General features: G+C 57.9%; 18 protein-coding genes. 6 read left to right on the top strand and 12 right to left on the bottom strand.

Annotated elements, in window-relative coordinates:
• Positions 1-13: 13 nt before the first annotated feature.
• Complete coding sequence (locus B3Y70_RS13625) at positions 14-1,003, top strand: alpha/beta hydrolase (protein WP_011786266.1); 990 nt, start codon at positions 14-16, stop codon at positions 1,001-1,003.
• 57 nt (positions 1,004-1,060) lie between these two features.
• A complete protein-coding gene (locus B3Y70_RS13620; protein WP_014422186.1) occupies positions 1,061-1,717 on the top strand; it encodes an OmpA family protein in 657 nt (218 codons plus the stop codon).
• A 69-nt stretch (positions 1,718-1,786) separates the two neighbouring features.
• Here the strand turns inward: B3Y70_RS13620 and B3Y70_RS13615 are convergent, their stop codons facing one another.
• Both B3Y70_RS13615 and serA read right to left on the bottom strand, forming a co-directional pair.
• A complete protein-coding gene (locus tag B3Y70_RS13615; protein ID WP_273030424.1) occupies positions 1,787-2,071 on the bottom strand; it encodes a hypothetical protein in 285 nt (94 codons plus the stop codon).
• Between the two features lie 188 nt (positions 2,072-2,259).
• On the bottom strand, positions 2,260-3,489 hold the full coding sequence (gene serA / locus B3Y70_RS13610) for a phosphoglycerate dehydrogenase (protein WP_011786263.1): 1,230 nt from the start codon (positions 3,487-3,489) through the stop codon (positions 2,260-2,262).
• 189 nt (positions 3,490-3,678) lie between these two features.
• Here serA and B3Y70_RS13605 point away from each other — a divergent pair, with 189 nt between their 5' ends.
• Positions 3,679-5,082, top strand: a complete 1,404-nt coding sequence (locus tag B3Y70_RS13605; RefSeq protein ID WP_273030421.1) for an FAD-binding oxidoreductase — start codon at positions 3,679-3,681, stop codon at positions 5,080-5,082.
• On the top strand, positions 5,082-5,759 hold the full coding sequence (locus tag B3Y70_RS13600; RefSeq protein ID WP_011786261.1) for an SIR2 family NAD-dependent protein deacylase: 678 nt from the start codon (positions 5,082-5,084) through the stop codon (positions 5,757-5,759). Before B3Y70_RS13605 ends, B3Y70_RS13600 begins: the two co-directional genes overlap by 1 nt.
• A gap of 8 nt (positions 5,760-5,767) precedes the next feature.
• Here the strand turns inward: B3Y70_RS13600 and B3Y70_RS13595 are convergent, their stop codons facing one another.
• The 5 genes from B3Y70_RS13595 to B3Y70_RS13575 all read right to left on the bottom strand — a co-directional run bounded on the left by B3Y70_RS13595 (position 5,768) and on the right by B3Y70_RS13575 (position 10,432).
• The gene (locus B3Y70_RS13595) at positions 5,768-7,072 is read right to left on the bottom strand and encodes an ABC1 kinase family protein (protein WP_199452366.1); all 1,305 of its coding nucleotides are present in this window, start codon (positions 7,070-7,072) and stop codon (positions 5,768-5,770) included.
• 60 nt (positions 7,073-7,132) lie between these two features.
• Positions 7,133-7,795 carry a fumarylacetoacetate hydrolase family protein gene (locus tag B3Y70_RS13590; protein WP_273030419.1) on the bottom strand — a complete coding sequence of 221 codons (663 nt, stop codon included), beginning with the start codon at positions 7,793-7,795 and terminating at the stop codon, positions 7,133-7,135.
• A 14-nt stretch (positions 7,796-7,809) separates the two neighbouring features.
• Positions 7,810-8,352 carry an adenine phosphoribosyltransferase gene (locus tag B3Y70_RS13585; protein WP_011786258.1) on the bottom strand — a complete coding sequence of 181 codons (543 nt, stop codon included), beginning with the start codon at positions 8,350-8,352 and terminating at the stop codon, positions 7,810-7,812.
• 31 nt (positions 8,353-8,383) lie between these two features.
• Positions 8,384-9,682 carry an NCS2 family permease gene (locus B3Y70_RS13580; protein ID WP_011786257.1) on the bottom strand — a complete coding sequence of 433 codons (1,299 nt, stop codon included), beginning with the start codon at positions 9,680-9,682 and terminating at the stop codon, positions 8,384-8,386.
• A 132-nt stretch (positions 9,683-9,814) separates the two neighbouring features.
• Positions 9,815-10,432: a trimeric intracellular cation channel family protein gene (locus B3Y70_RS13575; protein WP_011786256.1), complete on the bottom strand. Its 618-nt coding sequence runs from the start codon at positions 10,430-10,432 to the stop codon at positions 9,815-9,817.
• Between the two features lie 120 nt (positions 10,433-10,552).
• Here B3Y70_RS13575 and B3Y70_RS13570 point away from each other — a divergent pair, with 120 nt between their 5' ends.
• Both B3Y70_RS13570 and B3Y70_RS13565 read left to right on the top strand, forming a co-directional pair.
• Complete coding sequence (locus B3Y70_RS13570) at positions 10,553-10,687, top strand: hypothetical protein (protein ID WP_273030417.1); 135 nt, start codon at positions 10,553-10,555, stop codon at positions 10,685-10,687.
• A gap of 155 nt (positions 10,688-10,842) precedes the next feature.
• On the top strand, positions 10,843-11,823 hold the full coding sequence (locus B3Y70_RS13565; protein WP_288589948.1) for an NADPH:quinone oxidoreductase family protein: 981 nt from the start codon (positions 10,843-10,845) through the stop codon (positions 11,821-11,823).
• 396 nt (positions 11,824-12,219) lie between these two features.
• Here the strand turns inward: B3Y70_RS13565 and B3Y70_RS13560 are convergent, their stop codons facing one another.
• The 5 genes from B3Y70_RS13560 to atuD form a co-directional block, all read right to left on the bottom strand.
• Positions 12,220-14,049: a long-chain-acyl-CoA synthetase gene (locus B3Y70_RS13560; protein ID WP_273030415.1), complete on the bottom strand. Its 1,830-nt coding sequence runs from the start codon at positions 14,047-14,049 to the stop codon at positions 12,220-12,222.
• A gap of 68 nt (positions 14,050-14,117) precedes the next feature.
• Complete coding sequence (locus B3Y70_RS13555; protein ID WP_199452362.1) at positions 14,118-14,942, bottom strand: SDR family oxidoreductase; 825 nt, start codon at positions 14,940-14,942, stop codon at positions 14,118-14,120.
• Positions 14,939-16,897, bottom strand: coding sequence for an acetyl/propionyl/methylcrotonyl-CoA carboxylase subunit alpha (locus B3Y70_RS13550; RefSeq protein ID WP_273030414.1), 1,959 nt, complete (start codon positions 16,895-16,897; stop codon positions 14,939-14,941). Before B3Y70_RS13550 ends, B3Y70_RS13555 begins: the two co-directional genes overlap by 4 nt.
• 217 nt (positions 16,898-17,114) lie before the next feature.
• The gene (locus B3Y70_RS13545; RefSeq protein ID WP_199452360.1) at positions 17,115-17,942 is read right to left on the bottom strand and encodes an enoyl-CoA hydratase/isomerase family protein; all 828 of its coding nucleotides are present in this window, start codon (positions 17,940-17,942) and stop codon (positions 17,115-17,117) included.
• A 158-nt stretch (positions 17,943-18,100) separates the two neighbouring features.
• Complete coding sequence (atuD, locus tag B3Y70_RS13540; protein WP_014422173.1) at positions 18,101-19,261, bottom strand: citronellyl-CoA dehydrogenase; 1,161 nt, start codon at positions 19,259-19,261, stop codon at positions 18,101-18,103.
• Between the last annotated feature and the right edge of the window lie 27 nt (positions 19,262-19,288).

Genomic DNA, 19,288 nt, shown 5'->3' with positions numbered 1-19,288 from the left:
CGTTTAACTCTACGTGTACTGGAAAACAGATACCATAGAAATACCGAATTGGGACAGACATTCCCTGCTGGACCGTCTGGAACCGTTTGATCCGTCCGCCAGCCGGGAACTGAGTTCCGAGATGGAGGCGTATTGCCGGTTCTATGGCCTTGATCTTTGGGTTGAGCATCCGGATGTGGTCTACCATCAGGGGTACATCTGTGCCGAGCGGCATGAAGTGATGGTGCATTACTTCCGGCTGCCGGAGAGCGCCAGCCCGAAAGGCACGGTGTTCATTCTGCATGGTTATTTTGATCATGTGGGTCTGTATACCCAATTGATTGACCGCTGTCTTGGTGCAGGCTTCGATGTTCTGGCCTACGATCAGCCCGGGCACGGATTGTCGAGTGGCACGCCGGCCGCCATTGGCAGTTTCCTGGAGTACCAGGCCGTACTGTCGGAAGTAATGGCGAAGGTCAGGGACAAGATTCGGGGGCCCTGGTACGCAGTGGGGCAGAGTACGGGTGGCGCAATATTGATTGACTACCTGCTGTCGAACCACCACAACCGGGAGTCCTCGGCGTTCCGCAAAGTGGTGTTGCTGGCGCCACTGGTAAGGCCTATGGGCTGGCTGGGGGCAAAGATTCTCCACAGTCTGGTCAAACCGTTCCTGACTCGCTGGAAACGGGTATTCGGCCCGAACAGTGGCGATACCCGCTTTCTTCGGTTCCTGCGGGAACACGACCCGTTGCAGGCAAGAGCGGTTCATGTCGATTGGGTGACTGCATTGCGACAATGGGTGCCGCACATTGAGTCGGCGAGGCCGGTGGATTTTCCGGTCACCGTGGTGCAGGGTGAGAAGGATCTGACGGTAGACTGGCAGCACAATCTGAGGATTATCCGGAATAAATTTTCCTCAGTGAAGGAACGAAGAATACCGGACGGTCGTCATCATCTTGTGAACGAAGCGCAGGATTTGCAGGCGACGGTATTCAATACCATTATCGATACATTCTCGGAGTAAGCAGTGGCTGTAGTGCCAAAAGCTCCGGACCAACGATTACAGAAGCGGGAGAAGACAGTGAAAAAGACAATTCTTGCCTTTGCGGTAGCAACTGTTGGCCTGAGTGGCTGTATGACCTATGACCCGTATACCGGGGAAGAGAAAACTTCGAACGCCACCAAGGGCAGTATTATTGGCGCGATCGGTGGTGCTGCTATTGGCGCAGCAACCTCCAGCAGCAGTGATCGTGGCAAAGGCGCACTGATTGGTGCCGCTGGCGGTGCGGCCGTGGGTGGCGGTATCGGCTACTACATGGATCGCCAGGAAGCCCAGCTGCGCCAGAAGCTGGAAGGTACCGGTGTTCGCGTCGTCCGTAATGGTGACCAGATCGACCTGATCATGCCGGGTAACATCACCTTTGATACGGATCAGTCCACCATCCGTTCCGGTTTTACCGGCACTCTTGAGTCTGTGGCTCTCGTTCTGAAAGAGTTCGACAAAACCATCATCCAGATTGAAGGCCATACTGACAGCACCGGTTCAGACAGCTACAACCAGCTGTTGAGCGAGCGTCGCGCGTCTTCTGTCCGTGACTTCCTGTTGAATCAGGGCATTGAGCCCCGTCGTACCCGGGCCACCGGTTATGGCGAGCGCTACCCGATTGCCTCCAACGATACGGCTGCGGGTCGTGAGCAGAACCGTCGCGTTGAGCTGACACTGGTGCCGATGCAGTAATAACCTGCTCAGCATTCAACAAAAAAGCCCCGGTTTATGCCGGGGCTTTTTGCGTTATGGCAGGAGCAATCAGTTGGTGTTGCTAGGCAGCCATTCGTCGATTCGCTTCTTCAGATCCTCCAGCTGATCTTCGCCGGAGTCCTTGAGTTCGCCCAGTTTGCTTCGGGCAGTCTCGATGTGGTCTTCAACGGCCTGAATGCGCTCTGAAAACTCTCTCTGAATTTCGGCTTCCGCTTGGTCGTCCTTTGCCTTGGCCATCTTTTCGTCGGCTTCGGCACGCAGGCTGTCGATCTGTTTGCTCCAGTACTCGCTCTGGGTTTCCAGTTTCTTCTGCAGAGATTCCTTCAAGGACATAATTACCTCCATGCTGGGCCTGTTCCGGCCCGGTTTGAATGACTGGTACTTTTCAGCATGGCTACGTATGGCCGAATCTCAAGGGCGGCAGCATGAAGTTTTGTTGAAATGCGGCGTTGTGGCCCGAAATGGCATAAAAAAACCGGAGCTCCCAGGGGGATGCTCCGGTTCTTGAAGGCAGCTGTCTGTCAGAACAGTACGCGGCAGCGAATAGTGCCTTTTACCTGGCGGAGCTTTTCCAGCGCCAGCTCACCGTAGGCCTTGTCCACATCGACCACCACATAACCAATATCTTCCTTGGTTTGCAGGTACTGGCCACAGACGTTGATGCCGTTTTCGGAGAACACCTGGTTGATTTCCGACATTACGCCCGGCACGTTCTCGTGAATGTGCAGCAGGCGGTGCTGGTTCGGGTGGGACGGCAGCGCCACTTCCGGGAAGTTCACCGAAGAAACGGAGGTTCCGTTGTCGCTGTACATGGCCAGCTTCTCGGCCACTTCGCGCCCGATGTTTTCCTGGGCTTCAATGGTTGAGCCACCCACGTGCGGAGTCAGGATGCAGTTGTCGAACTCGCGCAGTGGAGAGACAAACTCTTCGTCGTTGGACTTGGGCTCCACCGGGAATACGTCGATGGCTGCGCCCAGCAGTTTACCGGAACTCAGCGCATCGGCCAGGGCGTCGATATCCACCACGGTACCGCGGGAAGCGTTCATCAGAATGCTGCCCGGCTTCATCTGGGCAAACTGCTCGGCCTTGAACATGTATTTGGTTGCCGGAGTCTCCGGTACGTGCAGGGAAACCACATCGGAAATGTTCAGCAGTTCCTGTAGCGTGCCCACTTGCGTGGCGTTACCAATCGGCAGTTTGGAAACCACGTCGTAGAAATAGACGTCCATTCCCAGGCTTTCGGCCAGCACGCTGAACTGGGTGCCGATGTTGCCGTAACCGATGATGCCCAGCTTCTTTCCACGAATCTCGTAGCTGTTCTTGGCCGATTTCAGCCACTCGCCACGGTGGGCTTTGGCGTTCTTTTCCGGCACACCACGCAGCAGCAGGATGGCCTGGGCCAGCACCAGTTCCGCGACGGAACGGGTGTTGGAGAAAGGCGCGTTGAACACGGCCACGCCACGGCGGGTAGCAGCCTGCAGGTCGACCTGGTTGGTGCCGATACAGAAACAGCCCACGGCCACCAGCTTCCTGGCGGCTTCAAATACTTTCTCGGTCAGCTGGGTGCGGGAGCGGATACCAACGAAGTGCGCATCGGCAATCTTCTCGATCAGCTCTTCCTCACCCAGTGAATGGGTCAGATACTCGATATTGGTGTAACCCGCGGCATTCAGGGTATCAATGGCAGATTGATGCACGCCTTCCAGCAGCAGGATCCGGATTTTGCTCTTTTCGAGAGACGTATTTGACATGGGCTTGCTTCCGAACCTTTCGTCACGTGAAATGACCTGAAGCCAGGGATCGTCGGCCTGGCTCACAGAACAGGGGCGGTATGATACCATAAACGCAGATTTTCACAGCGCGCCGGTTTGCCTGAATCAATTCTTTGTGAGTGATCTCTGAACAGGCCCTGGCCCAACTTCGAAGAGACTGACGCATCCATGAGTTCCGAACAGATCATCGCCTCCCTTAAAGAGCTGGTTGCCACCCCCGAAAACCCCGGCAAGGTTCTCACCGATCCTGCGGATCTGGACAACTACGGCAAGGACTGGACCAAAATCTACCCGCCCAAGCCACTGGCCATTGTCCTGCCGAAAACCACCGAGCAGGTGCAGGCGCTGGTGAAGTTTGCCAATGAGAACCAGGTGGCTCTGGTACCTTCGGGTGGTCGTACTGGCCTGAGTGCCGGCGCCGTGGCCGCCAATGGCGAGGTGGTGGTAGCGTTCGACAACATGAACCAGATTCTGGATTTCAACGCCAGTGATCGCACCATGCGTTGCCAGGCCGGGGTGGTGACCGAGCAACTGCAGACCTTCGCCGAGGAAAACGGTCTGTACTATCCGGTGGATTTTGCCTCCGCCGGGTCGAGCCAGCTCGGTGGCAACCTGTCCACCAATGCCGGCGGCATCAAGGTGATTCGCTGGGGCATGAGCCGGGACTGGGTTGCCGGCCTGAAAGTGGTCACCGGTAAGGGCGATGTGCTGGATCTGAACAAGGATCTGGCCAAGAACAACACCGGGTACGATCTGCGCCATCTGTTCATCGGTGCCGAGGGCACCCTGGGTTTCATTACCGAAGCCACCATGAAACTCACCCGCAAGCCGGACGACCTGACCGTGCTGGTGCTTGGCCTTAACGACCTTACCAACACCATGGATGTACTGCAGGCTTTCCAGAAAAAGCTGGACCTGACCGCCTACGAGTTCTTCTCCCACCAGGCCATGGGGCATGTGCTGGCCCACGGCCAGGTACAAGCACCGTTCGAGACCGAGGCGCCTTACTATGCACTGCTGGAGTTCGAGGCTGTCTCTGATCAGGTGATGGACGATGCCATGGCACTGTTTGAGCAGTGTGTGGAAGAGGGCTGGGTGCTGGATGGCGTGATCAGCCAGAGTGAAACCCAGGCACAGAATCTTTGGCAGCTGCGTGAGCGGATCTCCGAGTCCATCGCTCCACGAATTCCCTACAAGAACGATATCTCGGTGGTGGTGTCCAAGGTTCCGGGCTTCCTTCAGGAAATCGATAGTGTGGTTACCGAGCACTACCCCGATTTCGAGATTATCTGGTTCGGCCACATTGGTGACGGCAACCTGCACCTGAATATCCTCAAGCCGGAGGATATGGCGAAGGAAGACTTCTTCGAGAAGTGCCAGCAGGTAAACAAGTGGGTGTTTGAAATTGTCGAGCGTTATCAGGGCAGTGTCTCTGCCGAACACGGTGTGGGCATGACCAAGAAACCCTACCTGCAGTACACCCGCAGCGAGGCGGAAATAGCCTACCTGCGCGGTATCAAGCAGGTGTTCGACCCCAATAACATCATGAACCCGGGCAAGATCTTCGACTGATGCAAGAGCACATTGTCGTACTCACCGGCGCTGGTATCAGCGCCGAAAGCGGCCTCTCCACCTTCCGGGACAACGGTGGGCTGTGGGAGCAGCACAGTGTGTACGATGTGGCCACACCGGAGGCGTTCGAGCGCAACCGGGATCTGGTGCTGAGGTTCTATAACGAGCGCAGGCGGCAACTTCAAACCGTCCAGCCCAATCCTGCGCACCGCTTGCTGGCGGAGCTGGAAAGCCGTTTTCAGGTGACCGTGGTCACCCAGAATGTGGACGACCTGCATGAGCGCGGCGGTTCGAGCAATGTGCTGCACCTGCACGGTGAACTCACCAAGGCCCGCAGTTCCGCCTATCCGGACCTCATTTACGACATCGGCTACAACGACATCAATCCCGGGGATACCTGTGATCGCGGTGCCCAGCTTCGGCCCCATATCGTCTGGTTCGGCGAAGAAGTGCCGATGCTGGATGCGGCGGCAGAGGTGGTGCGCACCGCAGATCAGTTGCTGATTGTGGGTACGTCGCTGCAGGTATATCCGGCGGCAGGGCTGGTCTACGAGGTGGACATTGACGTGCCCATCACGGTGATTGATCCCGGCGAACCTGCGTCCGTCTCCCGGGCACGGGTGATTCGCAAAGGGGCCTCGGAAGGGGTGCGGGAGTGGGTTTCGCGTTATTTGTGAACTTGGCGTTAGCCTCGGAGGTATTTCTCCAGTTCACTTCTGAATGCTGCCTGGACACCTAAGCGTTTTAGCATCCAGTAATGCCCCGCAATCATCCGGTCTATGAAAATACTCTCGACCGGTGGTTTGAAGTAATCCAGGTATTTGAACACCGTGCTGGTTTTTGCGGCCACGTGTTTATGGATATCGGCCTCGGCGAAGTCGTAGGGCTCATCGTTCAGGAACGGGATGATCAGGATGTCCCTCCACATGGCGTAATAGGCTTCATCGACCGCCGGTTGGCTGTCCACGCGAGCGCCCAGGTCGATCAGGTACTGGTCCAGGGCCTGGTAGTCCTCATCCAGCGCTGCGATCAAGGCTTTGCGGTAGGCTTCGACAATCTCCGGTTTGAGTTTCTTCACGCAGCCGAAGTCATACATGATAATGGTGCCATCCGGCCGGTAGGCGAAATTGCCCGCATGAGGGTCGCCGTGAATGCACTGGAACCGGAACAGCTGATCGGCCATGATCGTGAAAATCCGGTGGCCAATCAGGTTGAGGGTTTCCTGGGAGTAGTGTTCCGGTGTGACCTTGCTGACGTGGTCGCCCTCCACCAGCCCCAGGGTCAGGACCCGACGGGTTGAATGGCTGTCGACCACCTCCGGGATGATCACCCACGGCTGATCATTGTGGAATTCGTGGAACAGCTTGAGGTTTCGCGCCTCGTTCTCGTAATCCAGCTCTTCCTTCAGTCGCACCCGGATTTCGCCGAACAGCTGGTCAACCGTCTCCTTGGGCATTTTCAGCAGGCCGCCGAGCTTCAGGGCCAGTCGTAGCTGTTTGAGGTCGGAGTCGCAGGATTCATCCACGCCGGGGTATTGCACTTTCACGATCACATCCGTGCCATCGTGCAGGCGGGCGCGGTGTACCTGGCCGATGGAGGCAGAGGCGTAGGGTGTTTCCTGCAGGTATTCAAACAGCTCGCCAACCGGCTTGCCCAGCTCACTTTCGACTTGTTCCAGAATCACCTCGAATGGCATCGGTGGTGCTTCTTTCTGGAGTTTTTCCAGCGCGTCCGAGAATTCTTTGGGCAGGAAGTCCTGGGTCTGGGAGGCTATCTGCCCCACCTTCATCACCGCCCCCTTGAGCTCCCCCAGGGTATCGGCAATGTGCCCGGCCATCCGGGTGTAGCTTTCGCTCTGGGCGCCTTCGTCATTTTCGGTGCGGAACATGCGCCGCGCTCTCTGGCCGGCGTACTGGCCCGCCACCGTGGCGGTCATGCCTGCGAGTTTGAAGAAGCGTCCTGTGCGTGAAGTAACGGGTTTCCTGACCATGGTAGTGCCTGTTCTACGGGAAGTTTGCAGCTCGTCTGAATATCCGTATCCGTGTTGCGTTCAGACCACTGTGGTCTCCACAAATAACACATCTTCCAGCTCCAGGGACAGAGTCTGGCCGCTGACAAGCGGGCCAACGCCTTTGGGCGTGCCAGTCAGCACCACATCGCCGGGTAACAGGGTGAACTGGGTGCTCATATGAGCAATCAGGGGCACGATCGGGTTCAGCATGTCGCCGGTATCCCCGGTCTGCTGGCGCTGGCCGTCGATATCCAGTGTGAAGCTCAGGTTGCCCTTGGCAAGTTGGTCGGCGGCAACGAATGGTGAAAGCGGGCAGGCGCCGTCGAAGGCCTTTGCGCGCTCCCAGGGGTGCCCCTTTTCTTTCAGGCTGCTTTGCACGTCCCGCAAGGTGAGATCCAGGGCCAGGCCATAACCGAGAATGGCTCTTTCCACTTCGCTGGCGGAGGCATTGGTCAGGGGGCGGCCGATAAGTACGGCCAGTTCGGTTTCAAAGTGCACCGCACCCTGGCCTTTGGGGTAGACCAGCGGGCGGGTGATATGAACCGCTGCGGTGGAGGGTTTGATAAACAGCAGCGGTTCTTCCGGTACCGGGTTGTTCAGCTCCCGTGCGTGTTCGGCGTAGTTGCGCCCCACACAAACGATTTTGCCAAGGGGAAGATGAACCGGTGTTCCATCTTTCCAGTGATGCTGATAATCGCCCATGGTGGCGCCTCCGCTCAGTCTCCTTCGAATGAGCAGACAGTATAAACCTGCAGACCTTCTTCCTGCAGCTTGCGTGAGCCACCCAGATCCGGCAGATCAATCATGGCGGCTACTTCAACGATTTCAGCTCCGATCCGACGGATCAGCCGGGTTGCGGCCAGCATGGTGCCGCCAGTGGCAATCAGGTCGTCCACCAGGATGACCTTGTCGCCGGGTTTGAAAGCGTCTTCGTGCAGCTCGACGGAAGCCGTGCCGTATTCCAGTTCGTAGTCTTCCACCAGGGTGTCGAAGGGCAGCTTGCCCTTCTTGCGCACGAGTACCAGAGACGCATTCAGCTCGTAGGCCAGCGCCGAGCCAATAATGAAGCCCCGGGCATCGACGGCGGCAACCGCATCAATGTGCTGGCCATGGTAGCGATGGACAAAGGCATCGATCAGTTTACGAAATGCCGTTTTGTCCTGAAGGACCGTGGTGATGTCCCGGAAGGAGACGCCGGGTTTGGGCCAGTCCGGCACAGTGCGGATGGCTTTCTTGATGCTCTCGGAAAAATAGTCCATGGGCGGATCCGGTGATTACTCTGGGCGCCGCTCAGGCGGCGTCCAGGAACATGAATTTCAGAACAAATACAACGGCAATGGTAACGACACTGGCGTTAAGATCGGACCAGCGGCCAGACAACGCCTTGATCACGGCGTAGGTGATGAAACCCAGGGCAATGCCGTTTGCAATAGAGAAGGTCAGCGGCATGGTCAGTGCCGTGACGATCGCTGGTGCGGCGTCGGTGATGTCATCCCAATCGATCAGTTTGAGGCCGCTTGCCATCAGCACGGCGACGTAGAACAGGGCCGGTGCGGTCGCATAGGCAGGGATGATGCTCGCGATCGGTGACAGCAGCAAACAGGCGAGGAAAAGCAGGGCGACGACAACCGCCGTCAGTCCTGTGCGACCACCGGCGGAAATGCCAGCGGTTGATTCGATATAGCTGGTGGTGGTTGAGGTGCCCAGGGCTGCGCCTGACATGGTTGCGACGGAATCCGACATCAGAGCGCGTCCGAGACGGGGCAGCTTGCCATCTTTATCCAGCAATCCACCGCGCTGGGCTGCTCCGATCAGGGTGCCGGAGGTATCGAAAAGATCCACGAACAGAAAGGCAAAGATAATGCTGATCATGCCAACATTCAGTGCGCCGGCCAGATCAAGTTGCATAAAGGTGGGGGCAAGGCTGGGTGGGGCAGACACAAAGCCTTTGTATTCCACCATGCCAAGCATCATGGCGGCCACCGTAACAGCAAGGATGCCGATCATCACGGCGCCGGTGATTCTGCGGAATGAAAGTGCACAGATCAGTACGAATCCTGCGAAGAACAGCAGGCTCTCAGCCACTTTGATGTCGCCCAGACCCACAAGGGTCGCAGGGTTATCTACCACGATGCCGGCGTTTTTCAGTGCGATCAGAGCAAGAAAGAATCCGATGCCGGCGGAAATGCCAAAGCGTAGGGACATCGGAATGCTGTTGATGATCCATTCCCGGATCTTGACCACACTCAGAATGAAGAAAATAAACCCGGAGAGAAAGACAGCGCCCAGCGCCACTTCCCAGCTGTATCCCATACTGCCGACGACCGTGAACGAGAAAAAAGCGTTCAGGCCCATGCCGGGGGCCAGGGCAATTGGATAGTTTGCCCAGAGGCCCATAATCAGCGTACCGATGGTTGCGGCCAGACAGGTGGCCACGAAAACGGCTCCGAAATCCATGCCGGTGGACGACAGGATGCTGGGGTTGACCACGATGATGTAGGCCATGGTCAGGAAGGTGGTAATGCCAGCTACCACTTCTTTACGGACAGTGGTGCCGTGGGCCTGGAGTTGGAACAGTCGTTCAAGCATGACTTGGGTCTGCCTCTAGAATGCCTGGATTAGGGAGTTTGAAAGTCAGTTTGCGTGCGGAAAACGTGAATTGGGTGAAAAAACGGCAATGTTACCGGCTCAGGCGCCTCACGCCAAGGGATGATTCAGAGTTCAGTTCAGCATCTGGTCTCGTTGCAGGCGGATATCAAAGCGCACCGCGAGCATGCGAACAATCACGATAAACAGCAGGCCAATAGTCAGCGCCATGGATTCGCTCTCCAGCAACCACTGGCACACAAAGTACAGCCAGCAACCGGCGAAGGCGATAGAGGCGTAGATCTGGTCCTTGCGGAAAATAAAGGGAACTTCGTTGCACAGGGTGTCACGCAGGGCGCCGCCGAAGCAGCCTGTCATTACACCCAGCATGGAAGCGATAAACCAGGAGTGGCCCAGATCGAGAGCCAGTTGCGCACCGAGAATGGAAAAAATGCCAAGGCCGATGGCGTCCGGGAAGACGATTCTCGATTCTTTCAGGGAATGGGCCCGGCTCCAGTAGCTGAACACGATTGCCATGGCCAGGATCATGATCGGCTGCTCCTGGTGCTTGATCCAGTACAGCGGGTGATTGTCCATGATCAGATCCCGCAATGTGCCGCCACCCAGAGCGGTAATAAAACCGATGGCAAAAACACCCACCGGATCCATGTTTTTGGACCGGGCGACGATCATGCCGGAAATGGCAAACGCCACAACGCCAATCATTTCAAGAGTATAGATGATGTCAAACATGGGGCGGCTCTGATCTGACGAAATTCGGTCCGGGGCGTGGGTGAAAGGCTGGAAGAATAGCGGAATTCGTCCCGGGATTCATCTTCAGGCGTTGATGGCCGATTCGGCCAATGTGATCTGTTGCGCGACAGTTACGCGTATCACTGCCTTGTTTCCCGTTTGATTGATCCGGAGTACTGCAATATGGCCCTGATGCGTCTGGCCGCCGGTGTGATGATCATCGTCGCCGTGGTAGCGGGCGCTGTACTGTTCTGAATCCGTCGGCTTATCAGCCGGGCTTATTGCCATGAATAAGCAGCCTTGATTTGCTTCACGGGCTCTGTGCGTTTAGCTTGATCCTGGTCAATTACAACGTCAAATCAGACCCGCCCTGACGCCATCAGGGTAAGACAGACAGCCCAGGAGCAACCATGAAAGCCATTCTGTGCAAAGACTATGGCCCGGCAGAGAATCTGGTCATCGAAGACATTGCCAGCCCGGACGTAAAAGGCAGCGGCGTAAAAATCCGGGTCAAGGCTGCAGGCCTGAACTTCCCGGACACCCTGATCATTCAGGGCAAATACCAGTTCCAGCCGCCCATGCCGTTTTCCCCCGGTGGCGAACTGTCCGGTGAAGTGCTTGAAGTGGGCGAAAAAGTCAGCCGTTTCAAACCCGGAGACCGGGTAGCCGCTCTGACCGGCTGGGGTGCGTTTGCCGAAGAAGTGGTTGCTCCGGAATCCAACCTGTTGCCAATTCCGGACTCTATGTCCGATGAGAAAGCAGCGGCTTTCATGATGGTGTATGGCACCTCCTATTATGCGCTGAAACAGCGAGGCAACCTGCAGCCCGGCGAAACCTTGCTGGTACTCGGTGCCAGCGGTGGTGTTGGCCTGGCAGCGGTGGAGCTGGGCAAGGCTATGGGCGCGAAAGTGATCGCGGCGGCCAGCTCTGCTGAAAAACTCGCGGTGGTCAGGGAGGCCGGTGCTGATGAACTGGTGAACTACACCGAGGAATCGCTGAAAGATGCGGTGAAGAAACTGACCAAGGGTAAAGGTGTGGATGTGATCTACGACCCGGTCGGCGGAGATTTCACCGAACAGGCCCTGCGCACCATGGGCTGGAACGGCCGCCACCTGGTGATCGGCTTTGCCGCAGGGGATATCCCCAAGATTCCTGCCAATCTGACGCTGCTCAAGGGTTGTTCCGTGGTAGGCGTGTTCTGGGGTAGCTTCACCCAGCGCGAGCCGAAGACCAGTGCCCAGAACATGATGGAGCTGTTGCAGATGTATGCCGACGGCAAGATCGATCCCAAGGTCAGTGAGGTATTCGCATTCGAGGAATATGCCGCAGCACTTGGGGCGCTTACGGGGCGTCGGGCCACTGGCAAGATCGTTTTGCGGGTTGAAGAATAGTTCTTGGAGCCTGAGGGGTAGCCTCCCTCCTAGCCTTTAGGTTTCGGTGTGGGCCGCGCTGGGGAACGCTTCCAAAAAACCGCTACAAGCACATCCATGTGCGCTTATTTCGGGCCATCCATGGCCCTCAAAATTTTTTGGAAGCGTTCCCCATCACGGCCGATCAGCTTCACAGTAATAGTCAGGGAGAAAAGCTAGGTTTTTCAGTAAACTGACTATCACTCCTTGGCTCGGAAGTGAGTGCGGGGCGCCCCTCCCAAAAATGTCGGAGGCCATGGATGGCCGGAGAGAAGCGCACATGGATGTGCTTGTAGCGGTTTTTGGGAGGGGCACCCCGTACTCACTGTCACCAAGCGTTGCAGGCTAGGTTATGAGGCCCCTCTCCAAAAGTCAGGATCAAAACCGAACATCCCCCGAATCAATATCCGAGACTAGCTCCGGAGTCATCAAAGTATAACCGGACGAACCGGGCAGCCAGGCGTAAACATCGTCTTCCGGCCGCTCCAGCGAATAGCCGAGCTTCTGGATGTCCACCTTCCGGTACTTGAACGTCCCCGTCTTCTCGATGGCATTGGTCACCCGCACAAACACCGGCACCGCATAGGCCGGCAGATTCTCCTGCAGATAGTCAAACAGCTTGTTGATATCGAAGGCCGAACCATTGGACTGAGGCACCAGCGTTACCATGCCCGCCTTGCCGTTGGTTTTGGGAATCTCGACCCCGTACACAATGGCTTCCTCCACCATGCCGGAGCCATCAATGATATTTTCCACCTCCGTCGTCGATACGTTCTCTCCCTTCCAGCGGAAGGTGTCGCCCATGCGATCGACAAACTGCAGGTGACGGCAGCCGATTTCTTTTAATACATCACCGGTATTGAACCAGGCATCGCCTTTCTTGAAACCATCGCGCAGGATGGATTTCTCGGTGGCTTCCTTCTGGGTGTAGCCCTCGAATGCCCACTTCTTGTTGATCTCCCCGATCAACAGGCCAGGCTGGCCTTTTTCTACTTCCTCCAGACGGCCCTTGTCGTTGCGGATCGGGTCCCGGGTGCCTTCGTGGTACTTAACTAGTTTGTAGGGCGCGGTGGAGAAGCCCACGGTGTTGTCCATGTTGAAAAAGTTGCTGAAGCCGATATTGCCTTCTGATGAGGCATACAGTTCAGCCACCTTGTCGATGCCAAAACGTTCCTTGAATTCTTTCCAGATGGAGGGGCGCAGGCCGTTGCCGATCATTTTGGTCAGGCTGTGGTTGCGGTCCTGGCTGCCGGGAGGTTGATTCAGCAGGTAGCGGCACAGTTCGCCCACGTAGCCGAAGGTGGTGGCGTTGTAGCGTCGGACGTCGTCCCAGAAGGCGCTGGCGGAGAATTTTCGGCGCAGGGCGATGGCAGAGCCACCGGCGAGGACCGAGCCCCAGCACACCAGCAGGGCGGTGCCATGATACAGCGGCAGCGTACAATACAGGACGTCTTCCGGTTCCATGGCCAGGGAGAGCATGCCAAAGCCGCCGTAGGCTTTGATAAATTTGCGATGTGAACCGGGCGCCGCCTTGGGCAGGCCGGTGGTGCCTGAGGTGTAAAGATACACGGCGGTATCGCCCATGGTTACCGGGTCGCTCAGGACCGGGCGGGTTGAGGGCCGGCGGCTGACTTCCAAGGCCAGATTGACGTAGCCCTCCGGCGCGTCACCAAAGGTGTTCAGAGTGTTGCCGTCGTGCAGGTAGAGCAGGGGATGCGTGTGCCGGAGCTGAACCTCTCCACGAACCGACTCGGCATTGTCGATCAGTTCGCTACCAACCACCAGCAGTCGCGGCTCGATCAGGTTGATACTGTGGGCCAGCACTTTGCCTTTCTGGGAGGTGTTCAGCATGGCGCAGGCCACGCCGACCTTGGCTGCGCCAACCACGGTCGCCAGTAGTTCCGGTCGGTTTTCCAGCATTACCGCAATGGCATCGCCCTTTACCAGCCCCTGATCTTTCAGGTAATGGGCAATTCGATTGCTCCAGGCATCCAGTTCTGCCCAGGTAATGCTGCGATCATCGAAGAGAATGGCAGGGCGCGTGGGGTGTTTGTCAGCGTTGCGCTCCACCAGCTTGCCAAGGGTCAGCTCTTTTTTGTCGTCCTTTACCCGGTAGTAGTAAAGCCCTTTTGCCACGAAGGGAAATTTTTTCAGAACCGTGGGCAGGCTGCGCATGATGTCGCGTGCGGTTACGATGTCTTGGCTCATGGTGCGTCCGTTTCAGTCGTCATTGTCTTTGTAGGTTTTGAACCGCGGACCAACCCATTGCTCCGCGGCTAATCCAGGAACAGATCCGGCAGCAGTGGCTTGTTGCCTGCGGCATACCGGTAGTGTTCGAAGTCCTTCACGCCATCCTGGCGAAGTACATCCTCGTCAATCAGCGCTTGCCCGGTCAGTTCGTCCGCACTGCGGGACAGTATGCTGACCGCGGCATCGGCCATGATTTCCGGCTTTCGTCCCTGCGCCATCAATTGAGGTCCGCCCACTTCGTGTTCTATGGCGGCAGTGGCAATCAGAGTCTTTGGCCACAGGCAGTTCACGGCAATGCCATAGCGTCGGAACTCCTCGGCCATGCCCATGCTGAGCATGGTCATTCCGTATTTTGTGGTGGTATAGGGCCCGTACTGGGAAAACCACCGGGTATTCAGGTTCAGCGGCGGCGACAGGCTGAGAATGTGGCCACCGGATTCCTTCAGCCAGGGCAGGGCCGCCTGACTGCAGGTGAATACGGCCCGGGCGTTGACCTGATGCATCAGGTCGTATCGGCTCACTTTCAGGTTTTCGACACCGGTCAGCCGTATCGCCCCGGCGTTGTTCACCAGGGCATCGATACCGCCAAAATAACCGGCGGCTTCGTCGATTCGCTGGCGGACCTGTCGTTCATCCCGCACGTCCAGTACCAGCGGTAGCGCCTGGCCTCCGGCATTGCGAATTTCCTCAGCGACCGTGTGGATGGTGCCGGGTAGTTTCGGATGCGGGGTATCGGTTTTCGCTGCAATGACAACGTTGGCGCCTTCCCGGGCACAGGCCAGGGCAATGGCCCGGCCGATTCCCCGGCTGCCGCCCGTTATAAACACTGTGCGCTGTTGTAGCCGGCTCATGATTCTGCCTCCTCAGTGGTTTGCACGTCTGCCAGAAGTTGGCCACGCTTGACCTGGTCTCCTTTGCGGGCGAGCAACTGGCCAACGGTGCCCGTGCGGTCCGCCTTAACCGGATGCTCCATTTTCATGGCTTCCAGAATCACTAGGGTCTGGCCCTGTTCCACCTGATCTCCCTCTGCCACCAGTACATCAATAATGGCACCGTCCATAGTGGCCTGGATCTTGCCGCTGCCGGCGCCCAGGGCACCTTGGGCGGGTTGGTGCGTAATATCCCGAACGCACCAGGAACGGCCGAACGCCTGCAAATATAGGGAATCTCCGCTCCGGTGGTATTGGCACCGCTGACGAACCCCGTTGTCGATAATGCACAGCAGGCCTGGTTCCTGGCTTTGCAGGTGCAGTTCATAGTGTTCTTCGCCGTGAGCCACCAGCAGTTTGTGGCCACTGTGCCGAACCAGCAGTTCCACGGTTTCGTCCCGGGCCTCAAGTTTCATCGGCATGACGGTGGCGGGGGCGTTACTCCAGCCTTTCTGGGCGGATTGGCCGAGGCTCAATGCGCAGGCGCTCAGGGCCAGCTCGCGGATGGTGAGCGGCTGGGGCGCCAGTGACGGATCATTCTTGAATGCCTGCTGCAGGAAGGCCGTGGTGGCTTCACCGGCACCAAAGGTGTCATCGGCGATGATGCGGCTGAGGAAGTGCCGGTTGGTAATTACTCCAAATACAGTGGTGTCTTCCAGCGCCCGGATCAGGCGGCGACGGGCTTCGTCCCGGTTCTGGCCCCAGGCGATGACTTTCGCAAGCATGGGATCGTAGTGGGGGCTGACCACGTCACCGGAGCGCACGCCGCTGTCGAACCGAAGGCCTTCGCCCTCGGCCGGGGTGAATTCGTGCAGGGTGCCGGTTTGTGGGGTAAAGCCGCTGGCCGGGTCTTCGGCGTAAAGCCGCACTTCGATGGCGTGGCCGTTCAGTTCGATCTCATCCTGGGCCAGCGGCAGTGGCCGGCCTTCAGCGACCATCAACTGCCAGGCCACCAGATCCTGGCCGGTAATCAGTTCGGTGACCGGATGTTCTACCTGCAGGCGAGTGTTCATTTCCAGGAAGTAGAAATTGCGGTCTTTGTCGACCAGGAATTCCACGGTGCCGGCGCCTTCGTAGCCACAGGCCAGGGCGGCTTTGACGGCGGCTTCACCCATGGCTTTGCGTAGTTTCGGGGTCACGAAAGGTGAGGGCGCTTCTTCGACCACTTTCTGGTGCCGGCGCTGCACGGAACAGTCCCGTTCGCCCAGGTACACGGCGTTGCCGTGGCGGTCGGCGAACACCTGGATTTCCACGTGGCGAGGTTCGATGACGGCTTTTTCGATGATCAGTTCGTCGTCACCAAAGGCCTGCTTGGCTTCGGATCGGGCGCGTTTGATGTTGTCGGCCAGGTCGCTTTCGCTTTCCACCAGGCGCATGCCCCGGCCGCCACCGCCGGCGGAGGCTTTGAGCATCAGGGGGTAGCCGATGTCTTTGGCGGCAGCGATGAGTTCATCATCACCGGCGTTATTGCCTTCGTAGCCAGGGACTACGGGCACGCCGGCTTCCTGCATGGCGATTTTCGAGCGGCGTTTGCTGCCCATGAGTTCAATGGCGTTTTCGGGAGGGCCTACAAAGGTGAGGCCGGCCTGTTTGACGGCTTTGGCGAAGCCGGAGTTTTCGGAGACGAAGCCGTAGCCCGGGTGGATGCAGTCGGCGCCTGTTTTCCTTGCGGCATCGAGGATGGCGTCGGCGTTGAGGTAGGAGGCGGCAACCTGTGCCGGGCCGATGCAGACGGCTTCGTCGGCTTGTTCAACGTGCAGGGCGTTGGCGTCGGCTTCGGAGTAGACGGCAACGGTTCGGTAGCCCAGCGCCTTGGCTGTACGGATGACCCTGACGGCGATTTCGCCTCGGTTAGCGATTAAAAGTTTTTTTAGCATACGCGTTACCTATCTGGTTACTTTGCCGCCTGGGTTGGGTGCTCGTCCGCACCACCACCAGGGTGGGCTTCCGGAAAACCGCTACAAGCACGTCCATGTGCGCTTCTCTCCGGCCATCCATGGCCTCCGACATTTTCCGGAAGCCCACCCTGCCAGTGGCGCTCCCCGAACCTTGTCGGAGTCTGCCCAACTACGGTCAATAGACATTATTTAGTTGTTATTGATTGGGGAGCTCTGCCCACTTGGGCTCACGCTTCTGCATAAATGCCATCGTGCCTTCCGCCCCCTCCGGCCCCCGGATGGCGGCCGCGAATTTTTCAGCGGCGTCATCGAGTAAACCGGCCATGGCTTCATGTCCCACCCGATGCAGTAAGGCCTTGGTTTCTGCCGTGGCGTCGGGGGCGCACAGGCGTACCCGTTCCAGAGCCTGGTTCAGCATGTCGCTTAGCTGTTCTTCGGATTCCGCAACCTGGTGAACGATGCCGAGTGTGCAGGCTTCCGTTGCGTCGATTCTCAAACCTAGCAGCGCCAATCGACGGGCCTGGGTCAGGCCGATACGTTCGACAACGAACGGGGCGATCTGGGCCGGGATGACGCCGAGGGTGGTTTCCGGCATACCGAATTTGGCAGTCGGGCCGGCGATGGCCAGGTCGGAGACGCAGGCCAGGCCGAAGCCGCCGCCCATGACGGCGCCTTCGGTGATGGCGATGACGACTTTGGAGGATTCGTTGACTTGCTGGATCATCTGGCCGAAGGCGCGGTTGAGTTTGTAGAACGGGTCATCGCGGCCTTCGCCGGCTTTCTGGCTCCGGGCGCCGGCCATGTCTTTGATATCGCCGCCGGCGCAGAAATGTCCACCTGCGCCGCGGATGACGGCGGCGCGGATGCTGATGTCGTTTTCGATCTCGCTGAAGATGGTGGACAACTCAGCGACCATCTGCAGACTCATAGCGTTGCGGACGTCCGGGCGGTTGATGGTGATGAACAGGGTAGGGCCCTGTTTTTCGAGAATCAGGGTTTCGCATTGTGGTAGTTGGTATTCCATACAGGACTCCACGTAAAACGTTTGGGGCCATGAGGCGGGGTTCCCCTTCCGGGACCGTTGAGGGCCATGGACGGCCCGAAACGAGCCCACAGGGAAGTGCTTGTAGGCGTGTCCCGGAAGGGGAACCCCGCCTCATGGCCTTCCGCCAAACTAAATGCTCAGTCGCGTTTCTTGCCAGGCAAGGTGCCCATCAGCTTGCAGATGATGCCCAGCATGATTTCGTCGGCACCGCCGCCGATGGAGACCAACCGCACATCGCGGTAAGCCCGTGACAGGGGGTTGTCCCACATGTAACCGTTGCCACCCCAGAACTGCAGGCAAGCATCGGTCACTTCTCGACCCAGACGCCCGGCCTTCAGTTTCGCCATCGACGCCAGCTTGGTGACATCTTTGCCCTCAACGTGCAGCTCACAGGCCTGATAGGTCAGCGCGCGCAGCGCTTCGATTTCGGTCTGTAACTCCGCCAGGCGGAAATGGATGTACTGGTTGTCGATGAGCGGCTGGCCAAAGGTCTTGCGCTCGCGGCAGTATTCAATGGTCTGCGTGACACAGTTTTCCAGGGCCTTGATTACGTTGGCGGCCCCCCACATGCGCTCCTCCTGGAACTGCAGCATCTGCATCATAAAGCCGGTGCCTTCTGCGCCGATGCGGTTACGCTGGGGAATTCGCACGTCGTCCAGAAACACCTGGGCGGTTTCTGATGAACGCATGCCCAGCTTGTTCAGGTGCGGGCTGAAGGTGATGCCCGGTGTGTTCATGGGCACGATCATCAGGGTTTTATTCTTGTGGGGTTTGTCGTCGCTGGTGTTGGCCAGCAGACACATGAAATCCGCTTTCGGGGAGTTGGTGATCCACATCTTGGAGCCGTTGATGACGTAGTCATCGCCGTCTTTCTTAGCCGTGGTTTTCAGGCCGGCCACATCGGAGCCTGCGCCCACTTCACTCACACCGATACAGCCCACCATATCGCCAGCAATAGCCGGGGCCAGGAAGTCCCGTTTCAGTTCATCGGAACCGAAGCGCGCAATCGCGGGGGTGCACATGTCAGTCTGTACGCCCACGGCCAGCGGAACACCGCCGCACTTGGCCATGCCCAGTTCTTCAGCAGCCACGAGGTTGTAGCTGTAATCCAGACCCATGCCGCCGTATTCCTCCGGCTTCTGAATGCCCAGCAGGCCCAGGTTGCCGAGTTTCTTGAACAGATCGTGAATGGGAAACTCGCCGGCTTCCTCCCATTCATCGCAGTGCGGATTGATTTCCTTTTCGACAAAATCGCGGACGGTCTTTCTGAGGGCTTCGTGTTCGGCTGTGAATTTCATTGTTGTTCTCCCGGTAAATCAGTGTGG

The organism is Marinobacter sp. UBA5687, assembly GCF_002420325.1.
Taxonomy (GTDB): Bacteria; Pseudomonadota; Gammaproteobacteria; order Pseudomonadales; family Oleiphilaceae; genus Marinobacter; species Marinobacter nauticus.
This window is presented reverse-complemented; position numbering and strand designations above follow the sequence as displayed.

Excerpts from the sequence above, each read along its gene's own strand:
- B3Y70_RS13615 (WP_273030424.1), bottom strand. The coding sequence starts at position 2,071 with ATGTCCTTGAAGGAATCTCTGCAGAAGAAACTGGAAACCCAGAGCGAG.
- serA (WP_011786263.1), bottom strand. The coding sequence starts at position 3,489 with ATGTCAAATACGTCTCTCGAAAAGAGCAAAATCCGGATCCTGCTGCTG.
- B3Y70_RS13605 (WP_273030421.1), top strand. The coding sequence starts at position 3,679 with ATGAGTTCCGAACAGATCATCGCCTCCCTTAAAGAGCTGGTTGCCACC.
- B3Y70_RS13600 (WP_011786261.1), top strand. The coding sequence starts at position 5,082 with ATGCAAGAGCACATTGTCGTACTCACCGGCGCTGGTATCAGCGCCGAA.
- B3Y70_RS13595 (WP_199452366.1), bottom strand. The coding sequence starts at position 7,072 with ATGGTCAGGAAACCCGTTACTTCACGCACAGGACGCTTCTTCAAACTC.
- B3Y70_RS13590 (WP_273030419.1), bottom strand. The coding sequence starts at position 7,795 with ATGGGCGATTATCAGCATCACTGGAAAGATGGAACACCGGTTCATCTT.
- B3Y70_RS13585 (WP_011786258.1), bottom strand. The coding sequence starts at position 8,352 with ATGGACTATTTTTCCGAGAGCATCAAGAAAGCCATCCGCACTGTGCCG.
- B3Y70_RS13580 (WP_011786257.1), bottom strand. The coding sequence starts at position 9,682 with ATGCTTGAACGACTGTTCCAACTCCAGGCCCACGGCACCACTGTCCGT.
- B3Y70_RS13575 (WP_011786256.1), bottom strand. The coding sequence starts at position 10,432 with ATGTTTGACATCATCTATACTCTTGAAATGATTGGCGTTGTGGCGTTT.
- B3Y70_RS13565 (WP_288589948.1), top strand. The coding sequence starts at position 10,843 with ATGAAAGCCATTCTGTGCAAAGACTATGGCCCGGCAGAGAATCTGGTC.
- B3Y70_RS13560 (WP_273030415.1), bottom strand. The coding sequence starts at position 14,049 with ATGAGCCAAGACATCGTAACCGCACGCGACATCATGCGCAGCCTGCCC.
- B3Y70_RS13555 (WP_199452362.1), bottom strand. The coding sequence starts at position 14,942 with ATGAGCCGGCTACAACAGCGCACAGTGTTTATAACGGGCGGCAGCCGG.
- B3Y70_RS13550 (WP_273030414.1), bottom strand. The coding sequence starts at position 16,897 with ATGCTAAAAAAACTTTTAATCGCTAACCGAGGCGAAATCGCCGTCAGG.
- B3Y70_RS13545 (WP_199452360.1), bottom strand. The coding sequence starts at position 17,942 with ATGGAATACCAACTACCACAATGCGAAACCCTGATTCTCGAAAAACAG.
- atuD (WP_014422173.1), bottom strand. The coding sequence starts at position 19,261 with ATGAAATTCACAGCCGAACACGAAGCCCTCAGAAAGACCGTCCGCGAT.